This is a genomic window from Allobosea sp. TWI1241 (genome assembly GCF_039673065.1).
Taxonomy (GTDB): Bacteria; Pseudomonadota; Alphaproteobacteria; order Rhizobiales; family Beijerinckiaceae; genus Allobosea.
The window spans coordinates 80,585-93,969 of record NZ_JBDJKW010000008.1 but is presented as its reverse complement, the minus strand read 5'-3'; the positions used below and the strand labels follow the sequence as shown (position 1 = coordinate 93,969).

Here is a 13,385-nt window from a genome sequence, read left to right as displayed (position 1 = left end):
GGCGCGAACGGGCTCAGGCCAGCTTGCCGCCGACCGCCTTCTCCAGGATGCCCCAGGCCTCGTCGCCGTACTTGCCCTTCCATTCGGCGTAGAAGCCGGCCTTCTGCAGGGCGGCGCGGAATTCATCGGCCTTGGTCTCGTTGATCGCCATGCCCTTCGAGGTCAGCTCGGCACGCAGCCCGTCATTGAGCTTGGCGACGTCCTGGCGCTCCAGCAGCGCGGCGGCGTTGATGTTGCGGGCGACGATCTCGCGCAGATCCTCCGGCAGGCGCTGCCAGGCGCGGCGGTTGGCGAGGAACCAGAAGCCGTCCCACATATGATTGGTGATCGAGAGGTACTTCTGCACCTCGTAGAGCTTGGCGGTGGCGATGATCGCCAGCGGGTTCTCCTGGCCGTCGACGATATGGGTCTGCAGCGCGGTGTAGACCTCTGCGAAATTGATGCTGGCCGGCGCCGATTCGAAGGCCTTGAACATCGAGGTCCACAGCGGCGAGACAGGCACGCGGATCTTGAAGCCCTTGAGGTCGGTCGGGCTGGCGATCGCGCCCTTGGACGAGGTCATCTGGCGGAAGCCATTGTCCCAGATCTTGTCCATGACGTGCAGGTTGGCCTTGGCGATCTCGCCGCGCACATAGGTGCCGAGATCGCCGTCCATGGCCTTCCAGACCGCGTCGTAGTTCGGGAACGCGAAGCCGATGCCGCTGACCGAGGCGTTCGGCACCAGCGTCGAGAGGATCAGCGGCGAGAGGGTGAAGAACTCGACGCCGCCGGAGCGGACCTGGTTCAGCACGTCGGTGTCGGAGCCAAGCTGGTTGTTCGGGAACACCTGGATCACGACCCGGCCCTTGGTCTCGGCCTTGATCTTCTCCATCGCCTCGTTGGCCCGCTGGTTCATCGGGTGCGAGATCGGCAGGTTGTTGGCGTATTTGTAGGTGAACTCGGCGCTCTGCTGGCCGCGCGCGCCGATCGAGAACGTCCCGATGGCGGCGGTGGCGGTGGCGCCCTGCAGGATGGTGCGGCGTGAAATGGTCATCTGGTTTCCTCCCGGTCTTGGTCGTCGTCTGGCGACGGTCTTCGCCGTCATTGCAGGTCAGTCAGGCTGGTCCGGCGCGCGCGCCGTGACGGGGGCCGCGCGGCCCCCGCCCCCTCCTCAGAGGAACATGGTGGAGAAGGACGGCACGCCGGCGATGATGATCAGCCCGCCGAGCAGGGCGAGCAGATAGGGCCAGATCGCGCCCATCGCCTCGTCCGGCGGGACGTTGCCGATCTTGCAGGCGATGTAGAAGCCGATGCCGATCGGCGGCGTCATCAGGCCGATATTCATCGCGGTCACCACCACCATCGAATAGTGCACGTCGTTGATGCCGAGATTCTTGGCGATCGGGAACATCAGCGGCGCCATCAGCACGATCGCCGGCAGGCCTTCCAGCACGCAGCCCAGGATCATGAACACGACGATGGTCACGGCCATGAAGGTGATCCAGCCGCCGGGCAGCCCGGTCATCATCACCGCGAGGTCGCGGGCGAAGCCGGTCTGGGTCAGGGCCCAGGCCATGGCGGACGCGGTGCCGAGGATCATCAGGATCGCGCCCGACAGGGCCGCGGTCTCCACCAGCATGCCGTAGAAGCGCTTCCAGCTGATGCCGCCATAGAGCACCACGCCGACGATCAGCGCGTAGAGCACCGCGATGGTCGAGACCTCGGTGGCGGTGGCGACGCCGCCGCCGACCGCGCCGCGGATCAGGAAGGGCAGCAGCAGCGCCGGGCCGGCGATCAGCGCGGTCTTGCCGATCGTCGCCAGCGGCGCGCGCCGCACCCCGCCCAGCACCTCGCCGCGCGCCCGCCAGCGGGCCAGCACGGCCAGCACCGCCAGCAGCACGGCGGCGACCATCAGGCCGTTGGTGAAGAGCCCGGCGATCGAGACGCCGGCGACCGAGCCGAGCACGATCAGCACGATCGAGGGCGGCACCGTCTCGGCCATGGCCGCGCCGGTGGAGAGCAGCGCGATCAGCTCCTTGGGCTGGTAGCCGCGCCGCTTCATCTCGGGGAACAGCGCCGGGGCGACGGTCGCCATGTCGGAGACCTTGGAGCCGGAGATGCCCGAGACCAGGAAGAGCGAGCCGAGCAGCACATAGGACATGCCGGCGCGGACATGGCCGAGCAGCGAGGCGAGGAAGTCGACGATCGCCTTGCCCATGCCGGTGGCGTCGAGCACGCAGCCGAGCAGCACGAAGATCGGCACCGAGAGCAGGATCAGGCTCGACATGCCCTCATCCATGCGGCCGATCATCACGAAGATCGGCACATTGGTCGAGAAGGCCAGGAAGCAGAGCGCCCCCATGCCAAAGCAGAAGGCGATCGGCACGCCCGCCACCAGGCAGAAGCCGACCACGCCGATCAGGAAGATCAGGATATTGAGATAGCCGAGCGTCTTGAACACCGGCGTCAGCAGGAAGCAGAGCCCGGCGACGGTCGCGATCAGCGCCGCCGCCATGACGAGATGGCGCACCTGGCAGTGGCGCACCGCGTGGTGCAGCAGCAGCGCCAGCATCGCGACGATGCCGGTGGCGATCGCCGCCACCCGCCAGCTCGCCCTGATGTTGAGGGCGGCGGTGGTGACGTAGGATTCCTCGATGATGTAATCGATCGCCGGCCAGGCCATCACCAGCAGGAAGGTCGCGACCACGAGCAGGCCGAAGGCGTGCACCGGCCCGCGCCAGCGCTCGGGCAGCATGCCGACGAACAGCGTGAGCCGCAGATGCTCGTTGCGGTCGATGGCGACGGCGGCGCCCAGCATGGCGAGCCAGAGGAAGGCGGTGGCCGCCGCCTCGTCGATCCAGACCACCGGCAGCGAGAGCAGATAGCGCGAGGTCACGCCGCCGAGCAGCAGCAGGATGATGACGACCAGAAGCCCGGCCGCCGCGATCTCCAGCGGGCGGACCAGCGCCGAACCCGAGCCGGCCGTCTCCTGCTGCATTTCCCGCAGGACGGCTTCGGCCGTCTGCGCGTCGTCGACATCGGCCATGAGGCCGTTCCTCCCATCCCCGCCCTGTCGTCGGCATGCCGCGCAGGGTCCATATTGTAGAACGATTATGCTTGTCGTTGGCGGGAGAATACACCGATCGCCCGACGTTGCAATCATTCGGCTCCCGATCTAAAGATCAATGACAAGATCAGGGTCCATATAATGGACCTCTTATCCGGGAGGATAGCGTCTCTTCCATGCGGGAACCCGTCCAGCCAGGGTCGCAGAGCGTCGACCGCGCCTTGCAGCTGCTCGCGCTGGTCGGGCGCGAGACGGTGGCGGGCCAGTCGCTCTCGGCGATCGTCGCGGCGAGCGGGCTCAACAAGCCGACGGTGCGGCGCCTGCTGATGGCGCTGATGCGGGCGGGGCTCGTCGAGCAGGAGGCCGGCGGCAAGCGCTACCATCTCGGCGACGAGGCCTTCGTGCTCGGCCTGCTGGCCGGGCATCGCCACAGCCTGCTCGATCTCGCCATGCCGAGCCTGCGCGCCGTCGCCGAGCAGACGCTCGACACCTGCTTCTTCTCGATCCGCCGCGACCGCCTCGCCGTCTGCCTGCACCGCGAGGAAGGCAGCTGGCCGGTCCGGACCCATGCGCTGCAGGGCGGCGACCAGCATCCGCTCGGCGTCGGCGCCGGCTCGCTCGCCATGCTGGCGGCCCTGCCGGACGACGAGGCGCAGGCGCTGGTCGCGGCCAACCTGCCGATGATGAGCGCGCGCTATCCCGGCTATTCGGCGCCGCAGATCGCCACCGACATCGCCTTCGCCCGCGCCAACGGCTTCGCGCTCAATCCGGGCCGGATCGTCGCCAATTCCTGGGGCGTCGGCGTCGCCGTGCACTTTCCCGACGGCCGCATCGCCGGCGCGCTCAGCGTCGCGGCGATCGAGCCGCGCATGCAGGCCCAGCGCCAGAAGGAGATCGCCGCCGTGCTGGCGCGCGAGGCCCGGCTGGTCGAAGCCCGCATCGCCGCGCGCCTGCACGGGCGCCGGCCGCAACCCTCCCCCGGGCGCCTGCGCGGCGCCCCCGCCTCCAGCCTCGCGACGGAGCCCGTGCCATGACCTCGACCTCGTCCCCCGCCGGCGGGCTCGCGCCGGTCAGCACACGGGTGATGAACCTCGCCCATATCCTGACAGGCAACGCCAGGCGCCTGCCGGAGCGGCCGGGGCTGATCCGCGGCGAGCAGGTCTGGAGCTGGCGCGCGCTCGAGGAGAACGCCCATGCGCTGGCCGCCGCCCTCGCCGCCGAGGGCATCGGCAAGGGCGACCGCATCCTCGTCCATTCCAAGAACTGCGACGAGATGTTCGTCTCGATGTTCGCCACCTTCCGCCTCGGCGCGGTCTGGGTGCCGACGAATTTCCGGCTGATGCCCGACGAGGTCGCCTGGCTGGCCGAGGCCTCGGGCGCGAAGGCCTTCCTCTGCCATGGCGACTTCCCCGAGCACGCGGCGGCGGTGGCGGACAGCCCGGCGCTACGCTTCACCTGGCGCATCGGCGAGGGCACCCTCGGCAGCCGCGCCGTCGCCGAAGCGATCGAGACCAACCGCGGGGCGCGCGTCGCCGATGCGCGGGTCGAGCGCGACGATCCCTGCTGGTTCTTCTTCACCTCGGGCACCACCGGCCGCTCCAAGGCGGCGGTGCTGACCCATGGCCAGATGGCCTTCGTCATCACCAACCACCTCGCCGACTTGGTGCCCGGCTCGACCGAGGCCGACGCCTCGCTGGTGGTGGCGCCGCTCTCGCACGGCGCCGGCGTGCACCAGCTGGTGATCTCGGCGCGCGGGGCGCCGAGCATCCTGATGCCGAGCGAGCGCTTCGACGTCGACGAGGCGTTCCGGCTGATCGAGCGCCACCGCGTCACCAATATCTTCACGGTCCCGACCATCCTGAAGATGCTGGTCGAACACGAGGCGGTCGACCGCTACGACCATTCCTCGCTGCGCCATGTCATCTATGCCGGCGCCCCGATGTACCGCGCCGACCAGAAGACGGCGCTGCGCAAGCTCGGCGCGGTGATCGTACAGTATTTCGGGCTGGGCGAAGTCACCGGCAACATCACCGTGCTGCCGCCCTATCTCCACCGGGCCGAGGACGGGCCGGAGGCGCGCGAGGGCACCTGCGGCTTCGAGCGCACCGGCATCCAGGTCTCGATCCAGGACGACGAGGGCGCGGAGCTCGGCCCGAACCAGACCGGCGAGATCTGCGTGATCGGCCCGGCCGTCTTCGCCGGCTATTACGAGAATCCGGAGGCCAATGCGAAGTCGTTCCGCGACGGCTGGTTCCGCACCGGCGATCTCGGGCACATGGACGAGCAGGGCTTCGTCTACATCACCGGCCGCGCCTCCGACATGTACATCTCCGGCGGCTCCAACATCTATCCGCGCGAGATCGAGGAAAAGATCCTCACCCATCCGGCCATCGCCGAGGTGGCGGTGCTCGGCGTGCCGGACCCGGTCTGGGGCGAGGTCGGCGTCGCCGTCTGCGTGGCGCGCGAGGCCGGGTTGAGCGAGGCGGCGATCGCCGAATTCCTCGGCGAGAAAATCCCGCGCTACAAGATGCCGAAGCGCTTCGTCTTTTTCGACGCCCTGCCGAAATCCGGCTACGGCAAGGTGCCGAAGCGGCTGGTGCGCGACGAGCTGGAGAAGCGCGGGCTGGTGCCGGCCTCCGGCAGCAAGGGGCCTTCGGCATGACGGCGGCGGGCGCGATGCGGCGCGTGCGCCAGCCCGGCCCGGCCTCGGGCCATGCCCTGCAGGCCGTGCCGGCGGCGGGCAGGCGCCTGCGGCTCACGCTGGCGCCCGGCAGGCTGCTGCTGGATTCGCTGCGCGAGGCCTTCGCGGCCGAGGGCTTCGCCAGCGGGGTGGTGCGCCTGCCGGCCGGCATGACGCTCTCGCCCTTCGCCTATGTGATGCCGGCGCTCTCGGCCACGCCCGACCACGCCGCCTTCTACAGCGAGACCTTCGCGCCGCCGGGCGAGAGCGTGATCGAGACCGGGGCGCTGACCTTCGGGGCGCGCGACGGCGCGCCCTTCTTCCACGGCCATGCGCTCTGGCGCGAGGCGGACGGGCGCCGCACCGGCGGCCATATCCTGCCCGACCGCACGGTGCTGGCGCAGGCGGTGACGGTCGAGGCGGTCGGCCTGTCGGGCGCCGGCTTCGTGGCGCGGCAGGACCCGGAAACCAATTTCAAGCTGTTCGTGCCGGAGGCGGGGCCTCAGGACGGGCCGGCGCCGGACGGCCCGTTCCACGTGCTGCGGCTCCTGCCCAATCACGATGCCTGCACGGCGCTGGAGGAATTCTGCGCCGCGCGCGGCATCGCGCGGGCGGCGCTGCATGGCGGGGTCGGCTCGACAATCGGCGCGCGCTTCGACGATGGCGGCACGATCGAGCCCTTCGCCACCGAGATCGCGATCACCGCCGGCGGGGTCGCGCCGGGGCCGGACGGGGCATTGCAGGCCGATATCGCCATCGCGCTGGTCGACTATACCGGCGGCCTCGCCGAGGGCCGGCTCAGGCGCGGCGACAACCCCGTGCTGATGACCTTCGAACTGGTGCTGGAAGCGCTCTGACGGCGGAAGCGGCGCTCCGTCCCCGCCTCAGCGCGCCGCCGCCTTGGCGTCCTCGCGGATCATCCGTGCGGCCTTCTCGGCGATCATCATGGTCGGCGCGGCGGTGTTGCCCGAGGTGATCGCCGGCATCACCGAGGCATCGACCACGCGCAGGCCCGCGACGCCGCGCAGGCGCAGCCGCTCGTCGAGCACTGCCATCGCATCGTCCTCCCGGCCCATCTTCACCGTGCCGGCCGGGTGGAAGATCGTCGTGCCGATCTGGCCCGCCGCCTCGGCGAGGCGCTCGTCGCTGTCGAAGCCCGGCCCGGGCAGGTGCTCGCTCGGCGCAAAGCGCGCCAGCGGCGCCTGCGCGACGATGCGCCGGGCGAGCTTCAGCGCGTCGACCGCGACCTGCCGGTCCTCCTCCGTCGCGAGATAGTTCGGCGAGATCGCCGGGGCCGCCGCCGGATCGGCATTGCGGATATGGACGCTGCCGCGGCTCGACGGGCGCAGATTGCAGACGCTGGCAGTGAAGGCGCCGAACGGGTGCAGACCGTCGCCCCATTTGTCGAGCGAGAGCGGCTGGAAGTGGAATTCGAGATTGGCGGTGGCGTAATGCGGCGCCGAGCGGGCGAAGGCGCCCATCTGCGACGGCGCCATGGTCAGCGGGCCGGTGCGGCGCGCGGCGTATTCCAGCGCCATCAATGGCCGGCGCCAGAGCTTGGCGTAGTCGGTGTTGAGGGTGCGCACCCCGGCGACCTTGTAGATCGGCCGCAATTGCAGATGGTCCTGCAGGTTCTCGCCGACGCCCGGCGCGTGATGCGCCGTCTCGATGCCGAGCGCCTGCAGCCTCGCTCCGTCGCCGATGCCGGAGCGCTCGAGAATGGCGGGCGAGCCGACCGCGCCGGCGCTGAGCAGCACCTCGCCGGCCACCTCGACGCGGCAGCGCTCGCCGGCGCGGCTGACGATCACCCCGGTGGCGCGGCCGTCCTCGACCACGATGCGCTCGACCATGGCGCCGAGCTCGACGCGCAGATTGTCGCGATCCAGCGCCGGCTCGAGGAAGGCGCGCGCCGCGCTGACCCGCCGGCCCTTGCGCTGCGTCACCTGGAAATAGGCGCTGCCCTCGTTGTCGCCGGTGTTGAAGTCGTCGATCTTGCGGATGCCGGCCGCGGCGCAGGCGTCGCGCACCGCGTCGAGGATATCCCAGCGCACCCGCGGATTCTCGACCCTGAGCTCGCCGCCCGCCCGGTGATGCGGGCCGGAGGCGGCGGCGTTGTCCTCATGCGCCAGGAACATCGGCAGCACGTCGTCCCAGCCCCAGCCGGCGAGGCCCTGCTCGCGCCAGCCGTCGTAATCGGCCGCCTGGCCGCGCATGTAGATCATCGCGTTGATGGCCGAGCAGCCGCCGACCACCTTGCCGCGCGGATAGGCGAGCGCGCGCCCGCCGAGCCCGGGCTGGGCCTCGGTCTGGAACAGCCAGTCGGCGCGGGGATTGCCGATGGCGTAGAGATAGCCGACCGGGATGTGGAACCAGATCCAGTCGTCCTTGCCGCCGGCCTCGAGGATCAGCACGCGCTTGCGCGGATCGGCCGAGAGCCGGTTGGCCAGCACGCAGCCGGCCGAGCCGGCGCCGATGATGACGTAGTCGAACGTCCCGATGACGGTCTCGTCGGCCATGTCCCGCTCCCCGGCTGCCCTGTCTCTTCGCTCTGGCGTGACAGGGATAAGCGGTGCGCCCCGGAGCGGCAATGCCGTATCGGCGCACGGCGCGGGCGCCTGTCCAAGCCCGCCGCCTTGCGCTACGCCTTGCGCCACCCCTTGGCGACCAGCGATGCGGAGACCGCCGATGTTCGAGAGCAGCACCATCCAGGCCGCGAGCAAGTCCGACTTCTATCGCGAGCTCGGCCAGCAGCTTTCGGCCCTCCTCGCCGGCGAGCCGGACCCGATCGCCAACGCCGCCAATCTCTCCGCTTTGCTCTTCCAGCAGCTGCCGGAGCTGAACTGGGCCGGCTTCTACATCCTGCGCGGCGGCGAGCTGGTGCTCGGCCCGTTCCAGGGCAAGCCGGCCTGCGTGCGCATACCGGTCGGCCGCGGCGTCTGCGGCACGGCGGTGGCGCAGGCCGTGCCGCTGCGCGTCGACGATGTCGACACCTTCCCCGGCCATATCGCCTGCGACGCCGCCTCGCGCGCCGAGCTGGTGGTGCCGCTGCTGCGCGAGGGCCGCGTCGTCGGGGTGATCGACCTCGACAGCCCGGTGCCGGGCCGTTTCGACGCCGAGGACGAGGCCGGCATCGCGGCACTGGCGGCGATCTATCTCGCGGCGAGCGCGCCGTTCTGAGCGTCGGGAGAGAACCATGACGCCGCTGCGCGCGCGCCTCCTGCCCCTGCTGCCCCTGCTGGCGCTCCTGCCGGCTGCGCCGGCGGCGCTCGCCGGTCCCGAGCGGCCGGCGCCGGTCTTCGAGAGCCGCGCCGCCGAGATCGTGCTGCGCTTCGTCGACGGTTCGGGGGACGATGCGCCGCGCACCACCCCGCCCCGGCTCGCGCTCAGCTTCGGCGGCGCGCCGGTCCATGCGGTGATGGACACCGGCTCGACCGGCATCGTCGTCGCGGCCGCCCACATCCCCGATCTCGAGGCGGTGCCGCAGCGCGGGCCGGGCACGCTGACCTATTCGAGCTCGGGCCGGATCATGCGCGGCCGCTGGGTCGAGACGCCGGTGACCATCGCCGGCCGCGACGGGACGCGCGTGACGACGAAGCCGCTGCCGGTGCTGGCGGTCGAGCGCATCGACTGCGGCGCCAGGGCGCGCGACTGCCAGCCCGGCCCGGCGCCGCGCCATGTCGCGATGATGGGCATCGGCTTCGCCCGCGAGGCCGACCACCAGCCGCAGAGCACGCCGGACAAGAACCCGCTGCTCAACCTGCCGGGCCAGGGCGATGGGCAAGGTGACGGGAAAGGCGACGGCGCCTCCGCGCCGGGTCGCGGCTATGTGGTGACGCGCGATGCCGTGCATATCGGGCTCACCGCCGCCAACACCCGCGGCTTCCGCTTCCTGCCGCTCGCCCGCGCCGCGGACGGCGCCGACTGGGCGCCGCTGCCGGCCTGCATCGCGCTCGACGCCGGTGCGCCGGCCTGCGGCACCGCGCTCGTCGATACCGGCGTCTCGGCGATGTATCTCACCACCCCCGCCGCCGCGGCGGCCGCTGGCGGCAAGCTGAAGCCCGGCACGCGGCTGACGATCCGCTTCGGCTCGGCCGACCCGGCCGCGCCGGGCTACACCTTCGCGGCCGGCGACAGGGCGGATGCCGCCGCGCCCGACAGGATCGTGCTGGTCGGCGGGCGCGATCGCCCGACCTTCGTCAACACCAGCGTCCACGCCCTCAACGTCTTCGACTATCTCTTCGACGCCGCGGGCGGGCATGTCGGCCTGCGCCCGCGCGCCCGCTGAACCGGGCCGCCGGGCAGCGTGCCCCGGCGCCTGCGCCGGTCATTGCGGCGGGCGGTAGACCACCACCGAGCGCTGGGCGTCGATCTGGGCGTAGAGCAGCGCCTCCAGCGCCGGATAGTCCTCCGCCGCGTAGACGTCGCGATCGAGCACCAGCCGGCGCTGCTGGCTGAAGCCCTCCGCCGTCGTCTCGTAGCTGACGCTGAAGCGGCCGGCGGCATTGCCGATCTCGACCGGCGGCGGCAGGCGCTCGACCACCGAGCCCGGCGGCAGGGAGACGCTGGAACGCCAGTCATAATCGCGGGCGCCGACCATCACCGGGAAGCGGCGCCGGCCGCTCGGCGCGATATAGGCGCGCAGGTCGCCGTTCGGCGTCAGGTCGATGCCGAGCGGCACCGTCATATAGGTCGCGGGGCGCGCGGCGACGACGCCGTGCGGGCTGGTCCAGCGCGTCTCGATCTGCAGCGGGCGGGCGAGATCGCGCGGGTCGCTCGCATGCAGGCTGCCATAGCCGCCTTCCGGCGTCGGCAGCAGCAGGCGCGCCGCGAGATCCTCCGGGCGGCCGCTGGCGGCGAGCGCGCTGCGCAGCACCGGGTCGACGCCCGCCGAGGCGGTGATCCGGCCCGTGCCGGTGACGGTGCCGTCGGCGGCGACCGTCATGGTCGACACCGCGCTGTAGCGGTTGTCCTGCGGGCGCGAGGCCGGGGTCCGGCGCACCTCGCCCTGCTCGCTGGCGACCACGACGAGCTTGCCGGCGAGCATGATGTCGAGCGCGCCGAGGCCGGCGAAGGGGTTGGTCGGATTCCCGTAGAGATCGAACTCCGGCAGATAGACCATGGCGTGGTTGAAGGAGCCGGACGACCAGAGCGGCAGCGGCGCCATGCGGTCGCTCCACTGCACCAGCACCGGCAGGGCCCTGATATCCAGCGCGGCCAGCAGCGCCTGCATCAGCACGACATGGTCCTTGCAGTCGCCATAGCCGTTGCGCAGCACGCTGGCCGCCTCATGCGGCACGAAATCCTCGCTGGGATCGAGATAGACCGCGACATAGCGGATATGGGCGGCGACCCAGTCATGCACCTTGCGGGCGGCGTCGAGGCCGGTCGCCGTGCCGGCGATCCTGCGGGCGAGCGCGGCGATCTCCGGCGTCACCGCCGCCTTGCCGGCGCTGCGGGCGGCATAGATCGCGCCGATCTGCTCGTAGCCGCTCAGGCTGGAGGCGACGAAGGCCGGGCCGAGATCGATGGCCGAGACCATGCGCGGCTCCGCCGGCGGGGTGCGGCCGGTGCGGATCGAGGCGGCGATGGTGCGCATGCCGTCGGCCGTCTCGTCGCTGACCGTGAAGCCGCCGCGATGCGCGAAGCGCAGCGGCAGCGCGAGCGGCGCCCGGATGCGCAGCTCGACCGTCTCGCGATTGTCGAGGCCGAGCAGGATGTTGGCGTCGAAGCCGAAGACCCGCGGCCTCTTCACGCTGTGGCGCCACTGGCTGCGCACGATGCTGCCCTTGCGCAATTGCGGGAAGACCACGGTGGTGGTCTGCGTGCCGACGAAGCCGGGCGTGCTCTGCGCCGCCGCGCTCGGCCGGGTGAAGATGCTCGCCGCCGGCACCGGAATGCGCGTGCCGTCCGGCTGCAGCACGGAGGCCTCGACCAGCTCCAGCGCCTCGTCGCTCGGGTCGAAATCGAAGCTGGCGCTGCCGCGCTGGGCGATCATGCGCTCGTCGGAGATGCGCATCTCGACCGCGCGCGTCTCGACATAGCTGGCATCGGCCGCGACCTCGTAGGCCACCGCGATGGCGCGGTCGACGCCCTCGGGCAGCTCCGCCCGGACGGGCAGCGCCGCGCCGGCCGCAAGCGCAGCCAGCGCCACAACCAGGCGCGGCCGGGCCGGCCCGGCCATGCATCGTAGACCTGCGACCATCATCGGCTCCGTCAGTGCAGCGACCACCGCCGCCCGCAGCCCCCTGCGGTCACGGACGAGGCCCGCCAAGAGCTATAGCGCCCGGCCCGCCGCCGCATAAGCGCAGCCCGGCCGCCCCCCTGCCGAAAGGGAAGCGGCCTGCGATCATGGTAAGGGAATTGTGTGCGGAGGGGGATGGGAGGCGTTGCGGCTCATGCTAGACCTAAGGAGGCCTTGTCAGCCACTCGGCTTATCCTGTCAGGACAAGGAAGGTAGGCGCATCAACTGGGATGGAGCACCAGCGAGACGGCATAGTCCGAGATATGTACCCACCAGTGCAGAAGAGCACGCCTGACTCGACTTTTGATGGGTGCCAGTGATCTGCTTCAGCATCGGGTATGCAGCTGGAGTTATGGGATTTGGAGAAATTGTCAAATTTCCTGAAAAGCATAGCCGTTCCCTGCGCTATCGTGGCCCTTATTCTTGCCTGGTTGGCTTGGGGAACTTGGGCCCCACAGATTGCTAGCTGGTCCAGAGGCACCGATAACCCCGATTTCAATATCGGTGTATGGGGGGACTCCTATGGAGCCTTTAACGCGCTGGTCGGCTCGCTTGGCTTCGGGGCCGTTGCAGCGACGCTGCTTTTACAGATGCGCGCTATCAAGCAGCAGCAGGACGATATTCATCGACAACGCTTCGAAACGACCTTCTTCGAGCTCCTCCGCCTCCTGCGCGAGTGCCGTCAAGAAGTTTATTATAAGGAGCGGGGTCTAGCAGCCTTTGCGAAAGCAGTTGGAGAGCTACGAGAGGCTGCGGGGATTCACGCGCTCCATCCTGACTCGAATGAAAAAGATCTCCTCATAACGTACGAGACAGTCATACATCATCACTGTGAAGCAACAATAAGCCCCTATTTCAGAGTTATTTATAGAATTTTACATAGATTGCGAGAGGATAAGATTTTAACGCGAGACGAAAAGCTGTCCTATGCGAAGCTTCTAAGAGGCCAACTCGGCAGCGATGAATTGTATCTAATGGGATTCAACGGCAAGCTCGCACTGGCAAAAGATTTTTCCGCTCTCATAGAGGAATTCCGCCTTCTGAAATATCTCCCCAAGGGACCATTGCGAAACGATCTAGAAAGACATTATCCCAAAACCGCATTTCTTGGCCATGATTAGCGCTCGCAAGCCAATGATCGCTTACGAGGCTCCGCAGCCGACGACCGCTAGCCACCGCTCTGACGGCCGTCAGCAGCGACTCGCGCGAATACAGGAGCCGCAGCATGCTCGACAGCATCAAGGACAGGCCAACGGAGCCTCGGTCATTAGGCTGATCAGGTGTCGTGCTGGAGAGAAATGGTGCCGCAAGAGGGATTCGAACCCCCGACCCCCTCATTACGAATGAGGTGCTCTACCAGCTGAGCTATTGCGGCAACGGGTGGCGCTGTACCAGCCTGCCGGGGTCTTGGCAAGCTG

At 69.6% G+C, this 13,385-nt stretch carries 10 protein-coding genes and 1 tRNA gene; 6 read left to right on the top strand and 5 right to left on the bottom strand.

Annotated elements, in window-relative coordinates; genetic code table 11:
- Nucleotides 1–13 precede the first annotated feature (13 nt).
- Both ABE438_RS12270 and ABE438_RS12265 read right to left on the bottom strand, forming a co-directional pair.
- On the bottom strand, nucleotides 14–1,033 hold the full coding sequence (locus ABE438_RS12270; protein ID WP_346502909.1) for a TRAP transporter substrate-binding protein: 1,020 nt from the start codon (nucleotides 1,031–1,033) through the stop codon (nucleotides 14–16).
- A gap of 117 nt (nucleotides 1,034–1,150) precedes the next feature.
- Complete coding sequence (locus ABE438_RS12265) at nucleotides 1,151–2,977, bottom strand: TRAP transporter large permease (RefSeq protein WP_346503010.1); 1,827 nt, start codon at nucleotides 2,975–2,977, stop codon at nucleotides 1,151–1,153.
- Between the two features lie 245 nt (nucleotides 2,978–3,222).
- On the opposite strand from ABE438_RS12265, the gene ABE438_RS12260 reads away from it, so the two are divergent.
- The 3 genes from ABE438_RS12260 to ABE438_RS12250 are packed head-to-tail and all read left to right on the top strand — an operon-like array spanning nucleotide 3,223 to nucleotide 6,583.
- A complete protein-coding gene (locus ABE438_RS12260) occupies nucleotides 3,223–4,080 on the top strand; it encodes an IclR family transcriptional regulator (protein ID WP_346502908.1) in 858 nt (285 codons plus the stop codon).
- Nucleotides 4,077–5,708: an acyl-CoA synthetase gene (locus ABE438_RS12255; RefSeq protein WP_346502907.1), complete on the top strand. Its 1,632-nt coding sequence runs from the start codon at nucleotides 4,077–4,079 to the stop codon at nucleotides 5,706–5,708. Before ABE438_RS12260 ends, ABE438_RS12255 begins: the two co-directional genes overlap by 4 nt.
- A gap of 14 nt (nucleotides 5,709–5,722) precedes the next feature.
- A complete protein-coding gene (locus ABE438_RS12250; protein WP_346503009.1) occupies nucleotides 5,723–6,583 on the top strand; it encodes a PPC domain-containing DNA-binding protein in 861 nt (286 codons plus the stop codon).
- A 27-nt stretch (nucleotides 6,584–6,610) separates the two neighbouring features.
- Here the strand turns inward: ABE438_RS12250 and ABE438_RS12245 are convergent, their stop codons facing one another.
- Nucleotides 6,611–8,242, bottom strand: coding sequence for a GMC family oxidoreductase (locus tag ABE438_RS12245; RefSeq protein ID WP_346502906.1), 1,632 nt, complete (start codon nucleotides 8,240–8,242; stop codon nucleotides 6,611–6,613).
- A gap of 169 nt (nucleotides 8,243–8,411) precedes the next feature.
- Between ABE438_RS12245 and ABE438_RS12240 the strand changes: the two genes are divergently transcribed.
- On the top strand, nucleotides 8,412–8,903 hold the full coding sequence (locus tag ABE438_RS12240; RefSeq protein ID WP_346502905.1) for a GAF domain-containing protein: 492 nt from the start codon (nucleotides 8,412–8,414) through the stop codon (nucleotides 8,901–8,903).
- Between the two features lie 16 nt (nucleotides 8,904–8,919).
- Nucleotides 8,920–10,011: a hypothetical protein gene (locus ABE438_RS12235; RefSeq protein WP_346502904.1), complete on the top strand. Its 1,092-nt coding sequence runs from the start codon at nucleotides 8,920–8,922 to the stop codon at nucleotides 10,009–10,011.
- A 39-nt stretch (nucleotides 10,012–10,050) separates the two neighbouring features.
- Here the strand turns inward: ABE438_RS12235 and ABE438_RS12230 are convergent, their stop codons facing one another.
- Nucleotides 10,051–11,907 carry a DUF3857 domain-containing transglutaminase family protein gene (locus ABE438_RS12230; protein WP_346502903.1) on the bottom strand — a complete coding sequence of 619 codons (1,857 nt, stop codon included), beginning with the start codon at nucleotides 11,905–11,907 and terminating at the stop codon, nucleotides 10,051–10,053.
- A gap of 398 nt (nucleotides 11,908–12,305) precedes the next feature.
- On the opposite strand from ABE438_RS12230, the gene ABE438_RS12225 reads away from it, so the two are divergent.
- Nucleotides 12,306–13,088, top strand: coding sequence for a putative phage abortive infection protein (locus ABE438_RS12225; RefSeq protein WP_346502902.1), 783 nt, complete (start codon nucleotides 12,306–12,308; stop codon nucleotides 13,086–13,088).
- 178 nt (nucleotides 13,089–13,266) lie between these two features.
- Here ABE438_RS12225 and ABE438_RS12220 read toward each other — a convergent pair.
- Nucleotides 13,267–13,342, bottom strand: a tRNA-Thr gene (locus ABE438_RS12220).
- Nucleotides 13,343–13,385 lie beyond the last annotated feature (43 nt).

Excerpts from the sequence above, each read along its gene's own strand:
- ABE438_RS12260 (WP_346502908.1), top strand. The coding sequence starts at position 3,223 with ATGCGGGAACCCGTCCAGCCAGGGTCGCAGAGCGTCGACCGCGCCTTG.
- ABE438_RS12265 (WP_346503010.1), bottom strand. The coding sequence starts at position 2,977 with ATGCAGCAGGAGACGGCCGGCTCGGGTTCGGCGCTGGTCCGCCCGCTG.
- ABE438_RS12255 (WP_346502907.1), top strand. The coding sequence starts at position 4,077 with ATGACCTCGACCTCGTCCCCCGCCGGCGGGCTCGCGCCGGTCAGCACA.
- ABE438_RS12245 (WP_346502906.1), bottom strand. The coding sequence starts at position 8,242 with ATGGCCGACGAGACCGTCATCGGGACGTTCGACTACGTCATCATCGGC.
- ABE438_RS12250 (WP_346503009.1), top strand. The coding sequence starts at position 5,723 with ATGCGGCGCGTGCGCCAGCCCGGCCCGGCCTCGGGCCATGCCCTGCAG.
- ABE438_RS12270 (WP_346502909.1), bottom strand. The coding sequence starts at position 1,033 with ATGACCATTTCACGCCGCACCATCCTGCAGGGCGCCACCGCCACCGCC.
- ABE438_RS12225 (WP_346502902.1), top strand. The coding sequence starts at position 12,306 with ATGCAGCTGGAGTTATGGGATTTGGAGAAATTGTCAAATTTCCTGAAA.
- ABE438_RS12230 (WP_346502903.1), bottom strand. The coding sequence starts at position 11,907 with ATGGCCGGGCCGGCCCGGCCGCGCCTGGTTGTGGCGCTGGCTGCGCTT.
- ABE438_RS12235 (WP_346502904.1), top strand. The coding sequence starts at position 8,920 with ATGACGCCGCTGCGCGCGCGCCTCCTGCCCCTGCTGCCCCTGCTGGCG.
- ABE438_RS12240 (WP_346502905.1), top strand. The coding sequence starts at position 8,412 with ATGTTCGAGAGCAGCACCATCCAGGCCGCGAGCAAGTCCGACTTCTAT.